Genomic DNA, 20,942 nt, shown 5'->3' with positions numbered 1-20,942 from the left:
ACTCCTTTTTTAGTTAACCTAAGTACTTAAGAAATTTTAAACGTAAATTTATCGACAGCTACTAAGCATAAGTAAGTAACATCGCCTTATCAAATTGTTCTGCTGTTACTGTTAGGCTATTCTCAATCATGATTTCTTCTAAGGTGGAAATTTCTTTTTCTACAGTAGACATCGTTAGAGTATTGTCATCAAGCGTATAAACTAATTTTAAACTTTGATAGTAAAATATTAAGATGATCAAGGCATTTTCCTCACCAGTTTGTGCAGCCCCTTTTATCTTACTTAACTTTCTATAGATACTGTTTTGTAATTGCTTTAATTGCCAAACATAATAAATTTCAGTGAAAAATGATGAGTGCTTTGCACTATGTAAAATTGCAGCGCAAGCAAGCAGAGCGAGAATAACACCCAGTAAATTAAATTTAAAATTACTTACTCCTTCTTCGCCAAAGCCCAAAATAAGCAGTTGTCCAAAAACAATGGCTAAAATAGCTAGTGTGGCAATAAAGCCACCAATAACTATATTTAAATTTTTACGATAAAGTGTTTTGTCGATATTTTTTAACTGCATGGATGAAAGTTCCGATAAAATAATAAAATATAATTAACTGATAACAAATGGACTGAAAAAGAGCTTAATCTAAGTGCTTGCTGAGTTTTAAACCTGAGTGTCGTTTTACTGCCTTAATAACACCTTGTTGCCAAACTGACTGACTACTTGCAATAGTAAGCCGTTTCTTAGCTCTGGTGATGCCAGTATAAAGCAATTCGCGGCTCAGTAATTGACTATTAATATTTTTAGGTAAAACCATGGCAACATGCTCAAATTCACTGCCTTGAGTTTTATGAATAGTCATCGCATACACAGTATCAAACTTTGGTAAACGTGATGGCAGCAATGGCTTTAAATAACTAACATTAGTTTCTTTATCTTGCTGCTCAAAATAGGCCATTAGCGTTGTTGACTCGTTGTGTTCTAACTTAGTCGACCAAATAATGCCAATATCACCATTATATAAACCAAGTTGATAATTATTTTCACTAATCATGATCGGCATACCGTGATAAAGACTGTGCTCTTGTGAGCTTCTATATGTTGAAAGCAATTCGATAATCCATTGATTAATAGCATCAACACCATACTCACCTTGGCGAGTTACACATAAGACCCTAAACCTTGCTAATAACTCAAAAGCTTGCTCGACAGTTTCACACTGAGCAAGTCCTTGATAATATTGTTTAACTAGCGGCAACAACCAACTATTAAGTTCACCTTGTACTAAAGCGAGTTGAGCATCTTTAATTGCCGTATTGCCAATATTTTGTTGCAACAATTGCCAACTTGCTACCTCGTCACCTTGAATAACCTTAGTGGCTATCTGCCCTATTTCCCCATCACCATCAAAGCGACGACTCTTTAATAACAAGCTGAGGTGATCACATGCTTTATTTTTAATATTGCTATTTACGCTAGTACTATCATTAACTAAAGCGTGTTCTAACTGTTGTGCATCCATTTGGCATACTTGTGACAAGTAGTGATAATTAGCTTGGCTAAAGCCTTGGTGTGGCCTTGGCGCTATATCAGCTAAAACACTTCCTACAGCAACTGAAGGTAATTGATCAGCATCGCCTAACAAAATAACTTTTGTCTCAGGGGTTAAAGCACGAAATATACGCGTCATCATAGGTAGATCAACCATAGATACTTCGTCAATTAATATAACATCATAATTTAACTGATTATCTTGATGATGACGAAAGTTGGGGCTGTTTGGAATTACACCAAGTAAACGATGAATAGTCTGTGCATCTCGCGGCATGCTCGATAAAATAGCATCATCAATCAAACCTTTGAAACCTTCAATAGCTTTAGTGATTGATTCACTTAAACGTTGTGCAGCTTTACCTGTTGGCGCAACCAATGCAATATTTAATGAAGGGAAATTATCAGTTTCATGGCTTCCTTTCACTAACATCAATAAAGCAGCAAGCAATTTAGTCACAGTATAGGTTTTGCCTGTACCTGGGCCACCTGCAATAACACTAAAATTTTTATTAATTGCGTTTGCAACCGCTATTTTTTGCCAATCAATGTCATCACTCTTGTCATTGCTACCTTCGTTCATTGATAACTGAAAAGGAAACAGTGTTTGCAAACAGTCAGATATTTGTGAAACAGAAAAATGACTTTGCTGTGATAATTTTTGACTGATAAAGCCTGCTAGTTCCGTTTCAAAATTGAAATAACGTCTCATGTATAAGTTCTGTTGGTGGAACACCAGCAGTTCTTTTTTGTCATCTCTTAATTCAAATCGTTGCAGAAGGTTAGATAGAGTAACTTCATCTGAAAAGGTATAGCCTTGGTGGCTACAAATTCCCTCATCATCATAGGCACTCCCCCAACATTTATTGGCGATATCAGCTATGGGTAAACAAGTATGTCCTGCTCGAAATTCAAAACTTAAGACAATACAAATAAACGCTAACGTTTCATAATCACTATCATGAATATTTGTTGCCTGACAAACTTCTTTAGCAAAGAAGTAATCTATCGCTTCAATACCGCAAATTCGTTGCTGAGCATGAGAAAAACTTGTAAGCGCTCTCTGTTCATGACTAGGTAAAGTATGACTAACCGAAGTATTCGTAACTAAAGTCATCTAACACTCCTGCTCTTGTAACGCAGGTTCACCTGCAAACAGTTTATCTAATTGTATTAATTCTTTACTCGTAATGTTACGAAAATATACACCTGCGCCACGGTGCGTTATATCATTGGTCATACCGCGTAAATATAGGTAGTAAATACCACCAAAGTGATCATCCGGATCATAATTTTCAAGGTTTAAAGACAAATAACGATGAAGGGCTAAACTATAAATAAGATATTGTAAGTCATAGTAATTATTCTCTACATTCACTTGTAAAGCATCTTGATGATAATCATCAAAATGATCCCCTAGGTGACTCGATTTATAATCACAAACATAGTATTTACCTTGATGTTCAAACACTAAATCAATAAATCCATGCATCATACCTTTTAACGATTGATAACTTGGCAACCTGACGTTATTCACAAAGCGTTTACCCTTTGAACTACTGTCAATAAGTAGGGTATTTCTATTTCGATGATCGGTTAACAATTTAGCTAAACATTGCATACTTGCTCCGGCTAACGGGAAGTAAAACTCACTTTCTCGCAGCGTTTTAGCACTAGCAATATCTGATAAATTAAAATGTGTAGCAGGATTATTTTGTGTATTTATTAATGGCGCTGCAATAACCTCTTCTATCCAATGGATCAAATCATCTGTAGTAAACGATGATGGTAAATCTCCATATTTTACTAATGGCCATTTAATTGATTCAAGCAAGTTACTATCACTAAAATCTGTATGCTCTAAAATATCATGTAATAAATTACCGCTATGAGCACCTTTAGCTAAGGAAAATCGCAACATACCTGCATCATGATTATTTAGATAATGTATTGTAGACTCAACTCCTGCATCTCTATCAGGTAGAGAAACACCACCATGGCGAAGATTTCTACTTAATGCTGAAAAAGAGCTAAGCCACCAATCACGCTCAATTTTGCCGACAAACTGGCTCGCTTCAAGTGCTGTTTTTTCTTGTTCAACGTAAGTTAAAGCAACTACATCCTCAATGCATACATCATCTAGTGATACTTGTTTGAAACTAGCCGCCTGTGGTATCTCAGCAATAAATTCTTCCAGTGCTTGGCTTAAGTCAGTATCGGTTTGCCACTGCAAGGTTTTGCCTAATGGTGATAAATGGAATTTATCAAAGGCGGCAGTCAATAAATAACACCGCTTTTCTGCGCGCGTTATTGCAACATAAAGTAATCGAATAGTTTCAGCGTAGGTTTCGTTAGCCGTAGCGAGTTTTGCTTGCGCATCTCCATCAAGCGATAAGCACAATTGGCCTTGCTCATCATGATATTCTAGATAACTAATATGTTGGTTACCGAACTTAAGGGGATCTTTATGTCTTGTGGCAAAGGGAATAAAGACAACAGGATACTCTAACCCTTTGGCACCATGCTGCGTAACAATGCGAATAAGATCACCATCACTTTCTAATCTAAGCTCTGCTTCTAACTCACTATTTAGCGAATCTAATTGGCATTGTTGTTCAAACCAGTACAGTAGCTCTTCAGGTTGTAAAAATCGTTGACTGGCCGCTTGTAATACCTCAAAAAGATGCAAAATATTAGTTAATGCTCTGTCTCTATTAGTTTCTGGCAAGTCAAAATGTTGATGCATTAAATTAATGGCCATGGCGATAAAACCTTGTTGTTGCCACTGTTTTTTATAATCAAAAAATGCAAATTTTAACTGCTGATAAGCCATTTCATCTTGTTGCAGTTGATGAAGCTTAGTTGGTGTCAGCCCTAATAAACCACTAGCTAGTGCTGCTAGATACGTTCGTTCATTCTCAGGGGTTAAAACGCCCTGTAACAACCTTAATAATTGTTGTGCTTGCTGGCAGTGGAACAAGTTTGCACGATCAGATAAAAAGACACTGGCAAGCCCTGACTCCTGAAGCGCTTGCTTTATGAATTGGGCTTCTCGACCATCTCTGACAAGAATGGCAATATCTTGCGGTTTAATCTGTTCATTCGTTAATAAATGGCTAATTTCATTGGCGCACCAAGTGGCCATCAAAGGAAATGCTTGCGATAAGGGGATTTTATCATCATCACTAACAAAATTGATAAACTGTAATGCCTTGCCTGATTGGTTTTCGTCTTTGAGTTTATCTCGTTGCTTTCCTGCTTTGACAATTTGATAATCAATTTGAAAACCAAATACTGCATCATCACTTTGCCCTGCTTTGCTCATAAAAATTTGATTGTAGGCATCAACCACATCAGGTGTAGAGCGATAATTAGTGTCCATTAACCAGTGATATTCGCAATGATGACGCGCAGTTAAGTAAGCGAAAATATCGCCACCTCTAAAGCCATAAATCGCCTGTTTAGGATCCCCTATCAAGTATAATGCAACTTCATTAGCGTTAGCTTGATCGCTATAATATAAGCCCTGTAAAATTGAAAACTGCAAAGGATCGGTATCTTGAAACTCATCAACCAAAGCAACGGGATATTGTGCGAGTAAGGCGTTAGCCAAACCATTTTTGGCATTATCAGCTGACAAACTGGTCGCTAGGTTACGAATAAGATCGTCAAAATCAAGAATGTTTAATTGCTGCTTATGTGCTGAGACTTGTTGGCGAATGGTATAAATAGCCTGACGGACAAGTTGAAAAGCTTTTGCTTTATTAATGGCTTTTGCTAGGTGTTTTATTTGCTCTTTAATTTTTTTACACTCAGATAACACCTCAGCTAATTGCACTTTATACGCTTTTGGGTGTCGGTTACCGTTAAGGAGGTAATCAGGCATTGCGATACTGACCGAACTTAATAGCGATGCTTCATCATGACATTGGCTCAGTTTTGCTAACCAAGTGTGTAATTTTTCTAATTCGACAGCTCGTTTGTCTTGTTCTTCCGATTTCTTATGACTAACAAGGCCAGCTTTTAATACATCCTCATGAGTATCCAGCTTATGTTTTGCTTGTTTAGTTAAAGCAATAAAATCGTCAATTATGGTTTGACTATCAATTGTACTTAACTCACCAGTTTGATTTATGGCTTTCGAAAAACTTTGCATGAAGCTGTTTGGATGAGGCCAAAATTGAGCAATTAATTCAAAGTGCTCTGTATTTTGTTTGGCTAATTGACGGTACCAATCTTGGCATGCTTGTAATACTAGTTCACTACTATTGGTAGATAGCGTGGCATTAAAGGGTAATCCACTGGCAAAAGCATGCTCTGACAGAGCTCGTTGACAAAAACCATGAATGGTGAAAATAGCCGCTTCATCTAAAAATAATAATGCTCGTTTTAATAAAAACTGTACTTTATCGTCATTAACGCGTTCACTGATTGTTTTAAAATAAGGATCATCAATACACAATTGTTGCCAATTGGCCAATGCATCACGGATAAAAGAATCTATCCGCCCACGTAACTCTTGTGTTGCATCATTAGTAAAAGTCATCAGCAATATTTGTTCTACTGTTAATTCTCGCTCGAGCAATAATCGTAGATAGATGCGGGTTATGTTATATGTTTTACCCGTACCAGCACTTGCTTCAATTAAGTGTTTACCTGTAAGTGGAATTTCGGCAGCGTTTAAGTTTTTTTGATTCATACTTCCCTCTACGCCATCTTAACTACATGCTGATATAATGCTTGATAAATGCATTCAATATCGTCGATATGTTGCATAATGTCAGGGCATTCCGGCCAAAAATATTGTCGGTATAAGTCATCGGCAAAACCTATTGTTGATTCATTACCCCACCACAACTGCTCAAAACGCTCTTGTGTCATGGCAATAGTTTTACCACGGCTTTTCTTATAAACTTGTGCTGCAATATCGCCATCTACCAGTAGCGCTTGTTGATGACCTTTTATGTAATAGCGAATAAGCTCTGCCAACAAATCTGATGACAGTTTTGCTGTATTGCCTTCAACATCATGATCTACTTGATCTTGAATTTGATACTGCTCAACTTTTTGTGCTTTAGTATTAAAGTAATAGCCTTTTACTCCTGATACTTCGCTAAGAATATTGTCTTGATAATCAATTATATGACAGTTCTGATTCTGCCAGCATTGTACAATTAAATGATGGATATACAGGCTGAACAAATCCTTTGCTTTTGCGGTAGAGCTACGATAAAAGGTAATTTGAACACCATTAACCGTGCGCTTAACAGGTACTTGAGCGCTTAATTGAACCACTTGCTTGCTATTAAGAGTAATAGCTAGTTGGCAATGGATTAATTCAGGGTTGTCAGCTTGTTGCTCAAGAATAACCTGCGCAAATTGTTCACTATCATTAAGCCAAGTTTGGTATTGCTCATCCATACTAGGTAAATCAGGAAAATTACCTGATAGTTGTGCTTTACGTAGTGCTTCTTGTGCACAAGTATCGTTACTGTCTAATTGAGAGGATAACAAAGCCTGCTTTAACAAATAACTATCTAAGTGATTAGCCGTGAATGGTTCGACATCTTCAAGTGCTTGTTCATTTTGATCCAATGATAAATTAAGCGCGGTTTGTGCAAAAACTTTGCTTGGCTGCTGAAAAAAACGAATTAACTGGTTGGCGTCTATTTCTAATGAGTTTAAAGATAAAGCGTCTGTCTCACTTATAGCCATGATTAATGGCTTAGAAGTAAGTTCATCAATAGTTTCACCATCAACAAAACGCTCTTGCTTAGCTAACTTCAACCAATGTTGATCAAAACTAGCTTTAGCATGGTTTTTTAATTGTTTATGAGAATAATAATTAGCTTCACTGAAGGGCTGCATTGGCATTTGAACAATAGAGTTAACTTGCTCATTTTCAAACTGCCAACCATAGCCGTGACTTAAGTAATCCATTAACTCTTTTAATACTATAGAAGGTTGTTTTTCATTGTTATTTTTTATATTCCTTCCTTGGTAACTCAAGTACAAATTTTGACGTGCTGAGATAATTGCTTCTAAAAACAAATAGCGATCATCCCCTCGACGTGATCTATCTCCTAGTTTTGATCTAGCTTGAGCCATTAAATCAAATCCAAGTGGTTGCCTTTGCCTTGGAAATTCACCGTCATTAAGTCCAAGGACTGCAATCACTTTAAAAGGGATGCTTCGCATAGGGAGCATAGAGCAAAATGTTACTTGCCCTACCATAAACTGCCTTGTTGTATCTCCTTGGCTGAAATGATTGTTGAGAAAATCAGCAACTATGCCAAGCTCAATAGTTTCAACGAAATTAGCCTGTTGGCAATACTCAACAAAGCTAGCGATAGCATTTTCAATGATCGCTAAAGCGTTATCAATATCATTATTTATGGATGATACATGAGGGTTTCGGGCAAATAGACGCTCGACTTGCGATAATAAAAACGTTTGCCATTGTTTTGGTGTACGGGCTTGAGTGATTTGTTGAGCAAATTGTTGTAATTGCTCAATCACTAACATCAGCTGGCCAAGCAATACGGCATCATCGCCTTCAATATCGGCTAAGAGCAACTGGTCTTGATAAATCGAGTCTTGATCAGCAAAAGAAAAACCGCGTAACAAACGGGATAAACCTTGTTGCCAAGTGAAACTATTACTGGCATTAGCACCGATTATTTTTTGTTTGTGTGCTGCATCAATGCCCCAATGAACACTGGCATGTTCAAGCCAAATACTGATCTTATCGATATCTTCACTGTTGATAGCAAACTTATTAGCCACAGCACTTTGTCTGATAAACGCTAAAATATGACTAACTTGAAAACGGGATTCTGGTAGTGATAACAAATCATTAAACGCTGCAACTAATGGATCACTATCCTTAGCACTTCTATCAGCAATAGAACACGGTAATGGTGGGATTTCATCCCCTAAATTTTGCCAACCTCGGGTAAACACAGCATTGACATAAGGAGCGTATTGCTCAATTTGAGGACACATAACTAGCACATCTTTAGGTGTCAATGGCTCAGCTGTGCCAGTTGAATGATTAAATAAATGCAATAAATAATCATGCAAGGCCTGTACTTCACGCAATGCACTATGACAACTGGTTATAGTAATTGAGTCATCAATCAGGGGAAGCTGTGTTTCTCCTTTTTGCATCTGTGTTGCATCATCAAGGTTTAAAATATCGTTTTGCAATTGATGTAAAATACAAACTTTATTCTGCTCATGATGCTTCTCACCCGCTTCAACAAACAGTTCAACATTTACAGTAGAGTATTCTTGTAACAGCACTAAAAACTCACGCCCTTGCTGGCCCAAGTTGGCTAATAAAGGGTTTCCTACAAATAAATGCTCGTCATCAGCACCTGCAGACCAGTCGTTTAATTTTTTCATGGCCTGTTTTTCGCTGAGAATATCACCCCAGAAGGCAAAGCAAGGGTTTAAGTGAAAAAAGTTAACTTCAATATGCTGACTTAAAGCATTAATAAAAGCTAACCACATAGGTGGCATAGTATTGATAGCAAAAAAGCTTAATCGTTTGGGCAGTATTGATGGATCAGCTGCAACTTTCTCTTGAATATTTTCAATCGCTTGGCTTATTAACTCAACAGGATTATAAGGTTGCTGCTTAATTAACAATTGCCATAATTTAGCTTGCCAAATAAGCTCTTTAGGTAATGACTGGCTAAAGTCATCCTTACATGAATTCAGTTCATTATCCTGCCAATGATTTAACCAATTCGGCCTAAAAATCAAATATTGCTCATATAAGTCAGCTAATTGTACCGCCAGTTGATAGCGCTTTAATTCAGCATTATTTTCAACTTGCCAATATGTATTGGCAGCAGAAAAGTCAGGATCAGATATAACCGTTTCACTCGCTAATAATGCGTAAATACGCCATGAAAGCACTTCTCTAGAATAAGGTGACTGCTCAAGCACTTTATTGTCGCCAGCTAGTGTTCTAATGAGCTTCCAGAGTAATTGCGACGGTAACGCATAACCAATATTCATACTGATACCGCGTTCATTTGCAATAGATAAGTTTAACCAATGCTGCATGCTAGGGTTTTGTACAACAATGACTTCTTGATTAAAAATACCTAAAGGAGAAACTTGAGAAATTTTGTTAAGTAGCGCTAATAAATTTTCCATTTTGTTAGCGGGATATAGGTTAATCAACGGCTTACCTTGGTTATGAATATTTTATATATAGCAGTCGTGATAAGTAGTGAATATTGCTATAACTAAATTTAACCACAAGATAGCTGATAACACTAGTAGTTAAGCACTATTATCAAGGTAATGTCCTATTGGAGACTTATCATTAGTTCTAACTTTAAGTCTTTATATTTATAGAAGGTTTAATGCTCACCTTAAAGGCAATTAATGTTCAAGTAAGCTTGAATAACTCAGCTCACGAGACAGTAGCTTTTTCGCTTCATAAGAAAACTTATGAGTTGTATGACATTGGGCGCAAGCCTGTACTGCTAAAGTGCCAAGTGCCCTACCTTGCTGTTTTAACGTACCGGTTTCAAGGTGAGTTGCTAAACTCGTAAGGGTTTGTTGCATAACTGCATTAGGGTAAGGTTTACTACCTTCTTTATGGCAATTAATACAGGTTTCACCAAGTTCATGCATCGATGCTTTTAAATCCTGAAACGCGTTAATCGATAATTGTTGTTGACCATCAACCATAGCTATTTTAATACTGTTTACTTGTTGCGTTAACTGCGTCATATGATCAGCAATAGGTAGTTTGTCATTAACCTTAATAGTAGAGAAGTCTGGCGCACGATATATAAGCGCTGTAGCCGTTTGAAATTGTTGATGGCAGCTATCACAGTTATCTTGTAACAAGGCGACATTTTTTAAAACTGCCGGATAATTTTTTTCAGTGACATTTTTGAGTAACAAGTTAGCCGTTAGATTATCAAGTTTACTTGCCCAACTCGGCACCATTTCACCAATTTTAAAATAATGTTCTGTCAACTTAGTTGACCATTTTTCAAGTAAAGCTTGCTCTTTATTTTCAGCATATAGCGTAACCGCTTGCATTTCTCTACGTAAGCTGAACATATTATGTAGCCATACTTGACGCTTATTTTCGGGTTTATACCACTGTCCTAATGCTTTAGGCGGAGTTTTGACGACACTCACTTTATCCTCATGTAGATGAATAAGATAAACAACTGCAAATACGACAAATATTTGTATGATGAAAAAATAAAGCCAGCGCATATATTAAGAGTCTTTAATTAATTATTCTGCTAGTTTAATCCGTTATAAAATTACTAAGTTGATCAGGCACAAATAAAGCGACATTAGTTACCATTATGCTAGTATTAGGACGATAACTCTAGAGCCCATTACTAAGTGAGACCTTCAAACGGTTACCTTTATTGATAAGGGCTAATTGAATTTTTTTTTAATACTCAGGAATAATACTTAGGTTATATACTTTAGTTTAATATTTAGGAAAAAACGTGAAATTAATTGACTTTGAACTTAACGAACAAATAGCAACAATCACTTTAAAGAATGGCAAAGTAAATGCTATTTCACATCAAGTTATTTCAGAAATAAATGAGGCATTAAATCAGGCGGAAACGGCCAAGGCTGTTGTAATCATAACAGGTCAACCGGGTATTTTTTCAGCCGGATTTGACTTAAAAACCATGAAAGAAAGTTCAGACTCTGCTGTTGAGCTCGTAACATCAGGCTCAACATTAGCACGTCGTATGCTTGCCTTCCCACAACCTATAATTGCAGCCTGTACGGGTCATGCTATTGCTAAAGGTGCTTTTTTACTATTAAGTTGTGACTACCGTATTGGCTGTTCAGGCCCATTTAATATTGGTTTAAATGAAGTGGCTATCGGAATGACGATGCATCAAGCAGGTATTGAAATTGCGCGTAACCGTATACCGACAAACTATTTAACACGCTCGGTTATCAACGCTGAGTTGTTCTCGCCAAAAGATGCTATACCTGCTGGTTTTTTAGATACTGTAGTTGAGCCTGAGCTATTACTATCAACAGCTAAAAAAATAGCTAAACAAATGCTCTCACTCAATATGACAGCTCATCACGGTACAAAATTAAAAGAAAGAAAAGCAATATTAGCCGCATTAGATCATGCTATTGAAATGGATAAAAATATCACCTTATCTTTTTAAGCCGTTAAACACACATGAACTTCAGGCTGTAGCGTATAACTTGGAATTCATTGTGCTGAAACACCGCCATCAAGCGCAATACATTGCCCAGTCAAATATGTATTAGCTGGAGAGAGCATCATTAACATCATAGCGACTACTTCCTTTGGTTGACCAAGTCGTTTCATGGGTGCAAGTAAGCTTATTTTAGCCTGCATATCTTCATCAATAAGATTAGTAACCATGTCCGTTTTAGTAAAAAATGGGCAAATAGCATTCACACGAATGTTAAATCGTCCATATTCAACCGCAGCAGTTTTAGTTAAACCAATTACCGCGTGTTTAGCCATTGAATAGGCAGAAGCTCTAGGTGCACCACTTAAGCCAGCCATTGAGCTTACATTCAAAATACAACCGCTCTGTTGCTTAAGCATCTGTTTTATTTGATGACTCATGCCAAACTGAACCCCTTTTACATTGATAGCAAACTGTTGGTCCATAACCGCTTCATCAATTTCATGTAACGCACAAAAGCCATGCGCAACGCCAGCATTATTTACCGCAATATCCACGCGGCCAAACTTTGTTACAGCAAGATCAACCATGGCCTCACATTCATTATTGTTCGCTACATCGCACTTAATTGCATGAACCTTTGCTCCTGAGGAGGCAATATTATCTGCAACTTTTTTAACAGCAGACGCTTTAATATCCCCTATTACAAGTTTCGCTCCGCGATTAGCCAGTTCAATGGCTAATAACTTACCAAAGCCTTGTGCTGCGCCCGTTATAATGACAACTTTTCCTGTAAAATCTAATAATGTATCCATATTCATCCTTACAGTTTACGTCTTTATAAAGCTAATGATTAATAGTAATGGTTATCTCAACATTAAGTTAGTTTCATTAACGCTTCTTTATTAAATGGCGCTATTTCATCATCTTTTTCATGATAAATTTTATTGACCCACTGAGGATCTACTAATAAAGCACGACCAATGGCTACAAGGTCGAACTCATTATTATTTAAACGGGTAATAAGACCATCAATATTAGTCGGGTTTGATGTGCTATCTAAGCCCTTAGTTCCTTCGCCAGTAAAATCACTATCAAGCCCAACACTACCAACTGTGATCACAGGTTTATTTGTTATCTTTTTAGTCCAGCCAGCTAAGTTTAATGGTGAGCCATCAAATTCGGGTTGCCAAAAACGTCGAGTACTGGCATGGAAAATATCAACACCAGCGTTACTCAATAAACTTAAAAAAGTTTCGAGTTCTTCAGGGTTTTGACATAACTTAGCGTTATAATCTTGTTGTTTCCACTGTGAGAACCTAAATATGATAGGAAAGTCTTCTCCCACTGCTTTTCGAATTGCTACAACAATTTCAACCGCGAAACGACAGCGGTTTTCTAATGAGCCACCGTATTTATCTGCACGCTGATTAGTGGCTTGCCAAAAAAATTGATCAATTAAATACCCGTGTGCGCCGTGAACTTCTATCGCATCAAAACCAATTGCTTTAGCATCAGATGCCGCTTGCGCAAATGAAGCAACAACTTCATTTATATCTTGTTGAGTCATGGCTACACCATTAGGTGCTCCCTGCTTGTATAAACCTGATGGGCTATATGCAGGAACAGACTTTTCTGGCCCTATACCTTCTTTTCGTACAGACCCTACATGCCACAACTGCGGCGCAATTTTTCCACCTGCAGCATGGACTTGTTCTACGACATGTTTCCAACCAGCTAGGGCTTCTTTACCGAAAATAGCCGGTACTCGTTCATAACCATTAGCAGCTTTGTGAGAAATAAAGGTACCTTCGGTAATAATTAAACCAACATTACCTTCAGCTCTACGGCGATAATATTGTGCAACATCATCTGTGGGGACATAGTTGGGAGAAAAAGTGCGTGTCATGGGCGCCATAACAGTACGATTTTTTAAATTTAACTTAGTGGTTGAAAATGACTCGAAAAGTTTAGCTGCGCTCTTATTGCTCATATCCATGTTACTCATACTAAAATTAGGCCTTAAATACTGGCTGGTTATGGACAGTTAGCCTAAAGTATTCGTTAAAAACAAGCTAGATAAAAATACTTTCCACCTTAAGCATAATGAATTTACAATATGAAGTTCTTTTTAGTGACATTAAATTAGGTAATATTAATTGAGTGATATAGGTTTAGGCTGTGAAAACTTTACGCTTGCTGTATATATTGGAAATAGACCTAATATGTTGGAATATCTACAACTTACGTCTGTTTCGCCCGTTACTTCTAGTGAGATCAATACCATTAATACCGCATGTGGTAATGGTTGGCGTAAGGTATTTAATGTTTATGCCAAGTTACTTTATGCGCTTGATGAAAAGCATTTTAATTATGCAACTTGTGCAGCGACATGGCAGAAATACCGTGATCATTTTTTACTTCAGCAACAAAGTAAAACAGCTTTATTGTTTTCTCCACCTCAGCCATCACAACATAAAACTGCCCTTCATATCATTTGTGGTAGAACTTATGCCAAACAGTTACTGGAAAATAATAAGTTAAAAGCTCATTTTGTCTGGTTAGATGATGAATTTGCCATTGATAGATCACAAAATTTAATTGTATGTCCGTACTTTGATTATCGACAATTATCAAATATTAAGATCGAGAGATTAGCAGCTTTATTAAAAGGTTTAAAAGTCACTGAAAATTAGAATAAGTGGAAATTAAAATTGCAGAGCACTATAAACAACAGACGATCAAAAAGAGAATAGCACGGCTATTCTCTTTTCATTTGGTTTACTAGCTACTGAGTAATTTAAGTTACTCACCCTTTTGCTGAGCCCTATACTCAAGAGCAGCAATTCTGTCTTCAATTGGCGGGTGTGATGACCACAAATGACTCATACCTTGTTTAGCCTTTTCTCCAATACCAAAAGCAGCCAGTTGCTCTGGTAATGCTTCAGGCTCTTTTTGAGCTAAGCGCTTTAATGCATTAATCATATTTTGATGACCCGCTAGATCAGCGCCACCGGTGTCAGCAACAAACTCACGTTTTCTTGAGAAATACATAACTACGATACTAGCAAGTATTGATAATACTACTTGAGCAATCATGACAGTAACGAAATAACCAATACCATGACCACGATCATTTTTTAAGATCACACGATCAACAACATGACCAACAACGCGAGATAAAAATACGACAAAGGTGTTCACTACACCTTGAATGAGGGTTAAAGTAACCATGTCACCATTGGCAACATGACTCATTTCATGACCAACAACCGCTTCAATTTCTCCTTGATTCATGCCATCAAGTAATCCTTGAGATACAGCAACTAAGGCGTTGTTTTTACTTGCACCAGTTGCAAAAGCATTCATTTGGCTATCAGGGAAAATAGCTACTTCAGGCATTTTAATCCCTACAATTTTAGCCTGTTTTTCTACCGTATCAATTAACCACTGCTCAGTATTATTACGTGGTTTGTTAATCACAACCGCCCCCGTCATACATTTTGCCATCCACTTAGACATAAATAGTGAAATAAACGCGCCACCAAAGCCAATAACGCCGGATAATATCACCAAGGATTGAATATTAAGATCTGAGCCATTTTCAGCTAAAATGCTATCAACACCTAATAGTCTTAACGTGATGCTTAAGACAAACATGATAGCGATGTTTGTTAATAGAAATAAAAATATACGTTTCATATGAACTCCTTTTTACAGAATACTAATAATGACTTTAGTGAATTCAAATATCATTATAAATAGTGTAATTAAGTGTAAGCTTTAAAAGCCACTTAAGTGGTAGGTAATAGAGGTTAAGCTTTTTTAATAAACTTAGCAGTAATCATCATTTCTCCTGCGCCATCAACTTTACAATCAAGTTCATGATCCTTTTTATCAAGTACACGTCTCACAAGGGCTTTTGTGCCAATTTTAATTACTTGTGAGCTACCTTTTATTTTTAAATCTTTTATAACAATCACTTTATCGCCATCAGCAAGCAATGCTCCATTAGCATCTTTAACATTGATTGCTTCTTCTTCGGCAACTTCAGCAGGGTTCCACTCGTGGCCACACTCAGGACAAATTAAATGACTTTGATCTTGATAAACATATTCAGATTGACAACTAGGACATGGGGGGAAAGACATAAACAAATTACTTAATAGATAAACATGGGCTATATGATAATCGCTCTTTACGGGCAAAGCGAGTAATAAACATGACTGGAAATACTTGAATTAACTTTCAGCAATATCGAACCGATTTGAAAATTTAACTGGCATAAATATAACCATATACATACTTAAATTTCTTTCAGCACTCTGGCAGGATTGCCGGCAATGACAACATTATCCCCAAAACTTTTGGTTACAACGGTCCCTGAGCCAACAACGACATTATCACCCAAGGTTACCCCAGGGTTTATGGTAGCGTGACCACCAATCCAACAATTATTACCTAGTGTGATCGGTTTAGCGTATTCTAAACCACTAGCTCGCTTCACAGGATCTAACGGGTGTGTCGCAGTATAAATGCCAACTTGGGGCGCGATAAAACAATTATCACCGATGCGAACTTCTGCTACATCTAAAATAACACAGCCGAAATTGGCATAAAAATTTTCGCCAACGTGAATATTCTCACCATAGTCACAGTTAAATGCTGATTCGATAAAAATAGTGTTTCCACTACTACCAAATAGAGCCTTAATTAACCGAATCCTTTCATTTGACTCTGCTGCACTCGTTGCGTTTAATTTCTCTGTTGCTAACCGTGCTTTACAGCGTAAAGCAACAAGTTCAGCATCACTGGCATCATAATACTGCCCTAGCAGCATTTTTTCTTTTTCTGTCACTTTTAGAGCACTCCAACATTAAAATTAATATTCTTTCGATTTTCATGGTATTACTACTTTTGCTGAACATAAATTAACTGCTCAATGGCAAAACCATTTTGTTTGGCCATACTCTCAAATTTTTCTCTAACCTCTCCAGGAACTTCAGGAGTTCTAGATAACAACCAAAGATAATCATTATTAGGGCCTGAAACAAAAGCATAGTTATAGTTGTTTTTTTCTAGTTCAAAGACAACATAAGAACCATAAAAAGGGCCAAAAAATGACACCTTTAAATATCCTTCATTCGCGCTATCAACAAAGTAAGCTTTACCAATAGCTTCCTTCCATTCATTATTTTCTGGCGAAAAACCTCGATTCAACACTGATACTCCACCATCCTCTCTCATTGTATATTCAGCAGTGACATGTGTTAAACCTCGCTCAAATGAGTGGTCTAGACGTGCAATTTCATACCATTTCCCTAAATATTTAGATAACTGAAAGTTACTCACTGGTTTTATCGTTTCAGGCATACCTAAACAACCAAATAAAGAAAGTAAAACAATTATTACAAGTACATTTTTCATAGATATCATCATTATCAACACATCAGTATGAGAATTAGGCTACTTTTTTAATGACATAAATCAGTTAATTTTTTTACAATCTTAATATTAGCTGTAGCAACGTCATTACTTTTAGAGGTAAACCAATAAGGTTTGATTCCTATATCAATAGCAGGTTGGATATCCTTTTCAAAATTGTCACCAACCATGGCAACATTACTCGCAGGTAAATTTAATTTTTTTAGAATAGCGTTAAGAAACTCAGGTGAGCCTTTTGAGAACCCTAAATTCGCTTTACAAAAATACCCTGTTATATATTGACTTAACCCTACTCGCTCAAAAGCTCGTTTAATGTCGAGTTCACTAGAGTCGGCAGCACCAGTTGCTACATATATTTCGGATTTTTCAGCTAAAGTTTGTAAAGTAACTTTAGCCCCTGAAACCGCTGCTACTTTATCCCAATCACACATTTTGCCACTGACATTTGGAAAGTCGACCATTAAGGTATCACCCCAATCAAATAGATAAACGTTAATCATTTAATCTCCAACAAATAACAGCACATATTGGCTAATTATAAATAATGGACGCTATACTTTTCTTGAATAAAGTCATTAGGAAAGGATATCGCTTCAGCATCAGAAAGCTTTACTTTGGTTTTTATATTGCCAAAAAGAGGAGTACCTGCACCTAAAATAACAGGCGCTTTAGTTATTATCATTTCATCGATTAGCTTTAGGTTGATAAAAGAAGTGATAGTAGCACCACCATCAACGTAGGCATGTTTAAAACCATCAGCCTCTAGCTGATTAATAAGGTGTACAATTCCACCTGAAAATATTTCTACCTTATCAAGTAAGTTATGTGGTGGCGTATTAATTGAGTTACTTAATACATATATCTTAATATTGCCATATGGCCATTGCTCAGGCGTTAAATTAAAACCAGCAATAACTTCCATGCATTTACGCCCCATAATCATACAATCAACCGAGGCAATAAATTTATCAAACCCCATATCTGGATTTTTACTCATATCGGCATCTAAGTTACCTGCCGAATGTAACCAATCAACACTGCCATCTGGATCGGCAATAAAACCATCAGCACTTGTTGCGATATATACGGAGCATTTCATCGTTCATTACCCTTTCAATAACATTTTCAATACAGTCACCTAATTCACTTTGAAATAACTTGGTTATAGCGATGCTCTATTTCAGCAGCTTGGCAAAAACCTGGAATTATTGGGTAAGCATGGTTCTCATCATCAATATAAAACAGGCTAGGATAGCTCCTTACCTGCAATTGAGCCGTAATAGCTAAATGCTGTTGAAAGCGCTGTTCCGTCTCTTTTGATTTAAATGCTGTTGAAAATTGATTTTCATCTAACCCAATTGATTTAGCACAGTCAATGAGTACTTCTTCAAGGGATGGATTTTTAGCTTCACGGTAATAAGCAGACTGAATTGCTTTAACCATAAATTGACTACTTTTTTGTTGGAGGCTTTCTGCAGCAATAACGGCTCGACATGCAGGGTAAGTTGAGCGATAAGGCGTGTTTAAAGTCCAAAAGTCATGATTAAAGCTAACTTGCGATCTTTTTTCTATTTCATACCAATATGAAGCAATAGCTTGCTTTAAATTATCAGCCATTGGCTCTTGGGAATCTGGCGCTAAACCGCCCATTATCCAATCAACCTCAACAGTTGGATGCTTTTCTAGAAAGGCTTCCAACTCTGGTTGAAAACCAAAGCACCAGCTACACATAGGATCCATCACATATACAATTCGCATCTTAATATCTGTCTCAATTGTTAGTTTTACACAAGTCAGTGCCAATCATTAATCGGCAATGAGGCTAATGCGCATTAAGCCTATTTCCCCAATGACCATTATGTTGTTTATCGCAATTTTCTTCGGTATCAAATGAAACATGGTTTGCGATATTTTTCAGTTTGATGCCTATCTGGTTAAGCTCAGAATTAACCAATGACTGTAAAAAGTGACTTTTTTTAGACTGCTTATAATTCTCTAAATTTTCATTGGTATCAAATATACAAATAACGTTTAAGCTATTTGGGAATGCTGAAAAGTTAACTAAATGAGTTAGCCACTGAAAGCCTGTGGTACTTTCCAACGCTTTTTCACACACTTGTGTCAGTGCTAAACGAAGTTGATTGTCTAGTTTTTTATCTGATTTACGCATAGGTTAAATAACTAATATTAGAGGTACTATCAAATTAATTAAGCTTGTTAATGCTATTTTTTAATACCATGTTTTTCTAAAAATGGTTGTATTCGTGCCATTAATTTAACTTGTTTAACTTGAGCCTCTTGCATACCAATTTGTGCTCCTGAGCGCATTAATCTAGGTGATTCTGCTAAAAACTTTTGCCCCGTTGGTGTTTGATAAAATTTAATTATTTCTTTAATTTCATTATCAGAAAATGTACCAGCATAAAGCTTTTTAACTTCATTCACGATTTTCACTCGATCTATATCTTCATTATACCAAGTGCGGAAGATCTCCTTTAATTCTTCTTTACCCTTACTATCTAATTTGAATTGAACAGACATTTGATCAACTACTGGCAACATAGCTTCAAAGCCACCGGCCATTTGTTTTTCAATCGACATAACCTTGAACATCTCATCAACAGCTGAATCATCTGCCTTCAAGCCAGAGGTAAATGTAAGACAAAGTAATGGTAACAGTAGAGTTTTTTTCACATGAAATCCTTAACGTATAACACCATATAGGCCAGTGTTATTGATAAAACAATTAAATAAGTGAACTCACATTAACCTTATCAATGCAGCTTCGCAACTATTACAGTCTTCATAATTGTCGCGAACAGTATGATTTAACGAGTTTTTTGGTTATTTACAAGGACTTTTTAACACACTGCTACCATACAGCATGTCAACGAGGCTAAGATTGAATATCGTAGGCTGGTTTAAAGGAAGTTAAAACTGAAGTATTATTTGAATTAAACAACCTTTTATTAGGTTTTTATTATTTATTCTTCTGTAATATCAATAAACTTTTATTAGGTATTTTATTCATATCTCCAGAATAAGACTGATTCTGTTCGTAGCCTTTAGTGAGATAAACCACCCAATACTCAACATGTGGAGAGTTCCACTTTTTTATAAAAGCAACACCAATTTCATCTTGCTCTAGATAAAATTCATGATCGCCTAATAAGTGAGTTCTATGCCCTGTAGAGTTTTTCAATGCGGCCCATACTTTATGAGCATTGGAATAACCACCAGCTATAGCTTCAACTTGATTACTATTAAATTGCGTACCGTAATGTTTGGGAAGTATATAACCTGCTTTTTCTAAATGCGAATTTGGACTGCCTCCTAAGTTGTGAACAACCAAACCAAATTCTGACATATTTTCAGCCTTAGCCTTGGCAGCTTCCATGAGTATTGTATTGCAACGAATAGCTGATCGTTTTTGAAATTTATCTTCTTTAATTAATCGAACCAATTCTCTAGCCTCTTCATTATTCCCACATGTTTGAGGCTCATTTGCATAAGTAAATGAAGAAAAAATCATTAATATAAAAATAAAATATAGTTTTAACATAAAAACCAAATACTTCCTTTAGCGACTATGTTTTCATCCACGTCTTTGTTGTCATTTTCAGCTGTAGTTGCACCACCACTTAAAAGAATAAGTAAAAACAAAACAACTAAAGGTTTCAATTTAACTCCTTAAAAGAAAGTTTTAGCTAACCCTTTGTTAAGCTAAAAATTAAAGCTACTTTAAAATAATCGTTAGATAAAAA

At 36.5% G+C, this 20,942-nt stretch carries 20 protein-coding genes; 2 read left to right on the top strand and 18 right to left on the bottom strand.

Annotation, left to right across the window (positions count from 1 at the left end):
* Nucleotides 1–61: 61 nt before the first annotated feature.
* The 5 genes from AC27GZ_RS10645 to AC27GZ_RS10625 form a co-directional block, all read right to left on the bottom strand.
* A complete protein-coding gene (locus AC27GZ_RS10645) occupies nucleotides 62–571 on the bottom strand; it encodes a DUF3087 family protein (RefSeq protein WP_487094991.1) in 510 nt (169 codons plus the stop codon).
* 64 nt (nucleotides 572–635) lie between these two features.
* Nucleotides 636–2,663 (bottom strand): exodeoxyribonuclease V subunit alpha, encoded by a 2,028-nt coding sequence (recD, locus tag AC27GZ_RS10640; RefSeq protein ID WP_487094990.1) that lies wholly within the window; start codon nucleotides 2,661–2,663, stop codon nucleotides 636–638.
* A complete protein-coding gene (recB, locus tag AC27GZ_RS10635) occupies nucleotides 2,664–6,245 on the bottom strand; it encodes an exodeoxyribonuclease V subunit beta (RefSeq protein WP_487094989.1) in 3,582 nt (1,193 codons plus the stop codon).
* 8 nt (nucleotides 6,246–6,253) lie between these two features.
* The gene (gene recC / locus AC27GZ_RS10630; RefSeq protein WP_487094988.1) at nucleotides 6,254–9,742 is read right to left on the bottom strand and encodes an exodeoxyribonuclease V subunit gamma; all 3,489 of its coding nucleotides are present in this window, start codon (nucleotides 9,740–9,742) and stop codon (nucleotides 6,254–6,256) included.
* Nucleotides 9,743–9,946: 204 nt separating this feature from the next.
* Nucleotides 9,947–10,801, bottom strand: a complete 855-nt coding sequence (locus AC27GZ_RS10625) for a hypothetical protein (protein WP_487094987.1) — start codon at nucleotides 10,799–10,801, stop codon at nucleotides 9,947–9,949.
* 245 nt (nucleotides 10,802–11,046) lie between these two features.
* Here AC27GZ_RS10625 and AC27GZ_RS10620 point away from each other — a divergent pair, with 245 nt between their 5' ends.
* The gene (locus AC27GZ_RS10620; RefSeq protein WP_487094986.1) at nucleotides 11,047–11,739 is read left to right on the top strand and encodes a crotonase/enoyl-CoA hydratase family protein; all 693 of its coding nucleotides are present in this window, start codon (nucleotides 11,047–11,049) and stop codon (nucleotides 11,737–11,739) included.
* Nucleotides 11,740–11,786: 47 nt separating this feature from the next.
* Here AC27GZ_RS10620 and AC27GZ_RS10615 read toward each other — a convergent pair whose 3' ends face one another.
* Together AC27GZ_RS10615 and AC27GZ_RS10610 are read right to left on the bottom strand one after the other, a co-directional pair.
* Complete coding sequence (locus AC27GZ_RS10615) at nucleotides 11,787–12,548, bottom strand: SDR family NAD(P)-dependent oxidoreductase (protein ID WP_487094985.1); 762 nt, start codon at nucleotides 12,546–12,548, stop codon at nucleotides 11,787–11,789.
* Nucleotides 12,549–12,610: 62 nt separating this feature from the next.
* Complete coding sequence (locus AC27GZ_RS10610; RefSeq protein ID WP_487094984.1) at nucleotides 12,611–13,726, bottom strand: NADH:flavin oxidoreductase; 1,116 nt, start codon at nucleotides 13,724–13,726, stop codon at nucleotides 12,611–12,613.
* 166 nt (nucleotides 13,727–13,892) lie between these two features.
* Between AC27GZ_RS10610 and AC27GZ_RS10605 the strand changes: the two genes are divergently transcribed.
* A complete protein-coding gene (locus AC27GZ_RS10605; protein ID WP_487094982.1) occupies nucleotides 13,893–14,429 on the top strand; it encodes a DUF6942 family protein in 537 nt (178 codons plus the stop codon).
* A gap of 109 nt (nucleotides 14,430–14,538) precedes the next feature.
* Here AC27GZ_RS10605 and htpX read toward each other — a convergent pair whose 3' ends face one another.
* The 11 genes from htpX to AC27GZ_RS10550 all read right to left on the bottom strand — a co-directional run bounded on the left by htpX (nucleotide 14,539) and on the right by AC27GZ_RS10550 (nucleotide 20,859).
* Nucleotides 14,539–15,435 (bottom strand): protease HtpX, encoded by an 897-nt coding sequence (gene htpX / locus AC27GZ_RS10600; RefSeq protein ID WP_487094981.1) that lies wholly within the window; start codon nucleotides 15,433–15,435, stop codon nucleotides 14,539–14,541.
* 113 nt (nucleotides 15,436–15,548) lie between these two features.
* Nucleotides 15,549–15,884: a zinc ribbon domain-containing protein YjdM gene (locus tag AC27GZ_RS10595; protein ID WP_487094980.1), complete on the bottom strand. Its 336-nt coding sequence runs from the start codon at nucleotides 15,882–15,884 to the stop codon at nucleotides 15,549–15,551.
* A gap of 155 nt (nucleotides 15,885–16,039) precedes the next feature.
* A complete protein-coding gene (locus AC27GZ_RS10590) occupies nucleotides 16,040–16,591 on the bottom strand; it encodes a sugar O-acetyltransferase (protein WP_487094978.1) in 552 nt (183 codons plus the stop codon).
* Between the two features lie 53 nt (nucleotides 16,592–16,644).
* Nucleotides 16,645–17,160: a lipocalin family protein gene (locus AC27GZ_RS10585; RefSeq protein ID WP_487094976.1), complete on the bottom strand. Its 516-nt coding sequence runs from the start codon at nucleotides 17,158–17,160 to the stop codon at nucleotides 16,645–16,647.
* A gap of 47 nt (nucleotides 17,161–17,207) precedes the next feature.
* Complete coding sequence (locus AC27GZ_RS10580) at nucleotides 17,208–17,678, bottom strand: HAD family hydrolase (RefSeq protein WP_487094975.1); 471 nt, start codon at nucleotides 17,676–17,678, stop codon at nucleotides 17,208–17,210.
* A 35-nt stretch (nucleotides 17,679–17,713) separates the two neighbouring features.
* A complete protein-coding gene (locus AC27GZ_RS10575; protein WP_487094974.1) occupies nucleotides 17,714–18,277 on the bottom strand; it encodes a dihydrofolate reductase family protein in 564 nt (187 codons plus the stop codon).
* Nucleotides 18,278–18,321: 44 nt separating this feature from the next.
* Entirely contained in the window at nucleotides 18,322–18,936 is a 615-nt protein-coding gene (locus AC27GZ_RS10570) for a DsbA family protein (protein WP_487094973.1), read from the bottom strand.
* Between the two features lie 64 nt (nucleotides 18,937–19,000).
* Nucleotides 19,001–19,348, bottom strand: a complete 348-nt coding sequence (locus AC27GZ_RS10565; RefSeq protein WP_487094972.1) for a Fis family transcriptional regulator — start codon at nucleotides 19,346–19,348, stop codon at nucleotides 19,001–19,003.
* Nucleotides 19,349–19,401: 53 nt separating this feature from the next.
* Complete coding sequence (locus AC27GZ_RS10560) at nucleotides 19,402–19,872, bottom strand: DUF2059 domain-containing protein (protein WP_487094970.1); 471 nt, start codon at nucleotides 19,870–19,872, stop codon at nucleotides 19,402–19,404.
* Between the two features lie 286 nt (nucleotides 19,873–20,158).
* Entirely contained in the window at nucleotides 20,159–20,740 is a 582-nt protein-coding gene (locus AC27GZ_RS10555) for a CAP domain-containing protein (protein ID WP_487094969.1), read from the bottom strand.
* The gene (locus tag AC27GZ_RS10550; RefSeq protein ID WP_487094968.1) at nucleotides 20,734–20,859 is read right to left on the bottom strand and encodes a hypothetical protein; all 126 of its coding nucleotides are present in this window, start codon (nucleotides 20,857–20,859) and stop codon (nucleotides 20,734–20,736) included. The genes AC27GZ_RS10555 and AC27GZ_RS10550 overlap by 7 nt, the downstream gene beginning before the upstream one ends.
* Nucleotides 20,860–20,942 lie beyond the last annotated feature (83 nt).

This window comes from Colwellia sp. SU-HH00943 (assembly GCF_057546125.1).
This window is presented reverse-complemented; position numbering and strand designations above follow the sequence as displayed.

Bases quoted from the DNA above. Each gene is read 5' to 3' on its own strand.
- htpX (WP_487094981.1), bottom strand. From the start codon at position 15,435: ATGAAACGTATATTTTTATTTCTATTAACAAACATCGCTATCATGTTT.
- AC27GZ_RS10555 (WP_487094969.1), bottom strand. From the start codon at position 20,740: ATGTTAAAACTATATTTTATTTTTATATTAATGATTTTTTCTTCATTT.
- AC27GZ_RS10565 (WP_487094972.1), bottom strand. From the start codon at position 19,348: ATGCGTAAATCAGATAAAAAACTAGACAATCAACTTCGTTTAGCACTG.
- recD (WP_487094990.1), bottom strand. From the start codon at position 2,663: ATGACTTTAGTTACGAATACTTCGGTTAGTCATACTTTACCTAGTCAT.
- AC27GZ_RS10645 (WP_487094991.1), bottom strand. From the start codon at position 571: ATGCAGTTAAAAAATATCGACAAAACACTTTATCGTAAAAATTTAAAT.
- AC27GZ_RS10625 (WP_487094987.1), bottom strand. From the start codon at position 10,801: ATGCGCTGGCTTTATTTTTTCATCATACAAATATTTGTCGTATTTGCA.
- recB (WP_487094989.1), bottom strand. From the start codon at position 6,245: ATGAATCAAAAAAACTTAAACGCTGCCGAAATTCCACTTACAGGTAAA.
- AC27GZ_RS10575 (WP_487094974.1), bottom strand. From the start codon at position 18,277: ATGAAATGCTCCGTATATATCGCAACAAGTGCTGATGGTTTTATTGCC.
- AC27GZ_RS10615 (WP_487094985.1), bottom strand. From the start codon at position 12,548: ATGGATACATTATTAGATTTTACAGGAAAAGTTGTCATTATAACGGGC.
- AC27GZ_RS10585 (WP_487094976.1), bottom strand. From the start codon at position 17,160: ATGAAAAATGTACTTGTAATAATTGTTTTACTTTCTTTATTTGGTTGT.
- AC27GZ_RS10595 (WP_487094980.1), bottom strand. From the start codon at position 15,884: ATGTCTTTCCCCCCATGTCCTAGTTGTCAATCTGAATATGTTTATCAA.
- AC27GZ_RS10610 (WP_487094984.1), bottom strand. From the start codon at position 13,726: ATGAGCAATAAGAGCGCAGCTAAACTTTTCGAGTCATTTTCAACCACT.
- AC27GZ_RS10570 (WP_487094973.1), bottom strand. From the start codon at position 18,936: ATGCGAATTGTATATGTGATGGATCCTATGTGTAGCTGGTGCTTTGGT.
- AC27GZ_RS10580 (WP_487094975.1), bottom strand. From the start codon at position 17,678: ATGATTAACGTTTATCTATTTGATTGGGGTGATACCTTAATGGTCGAC.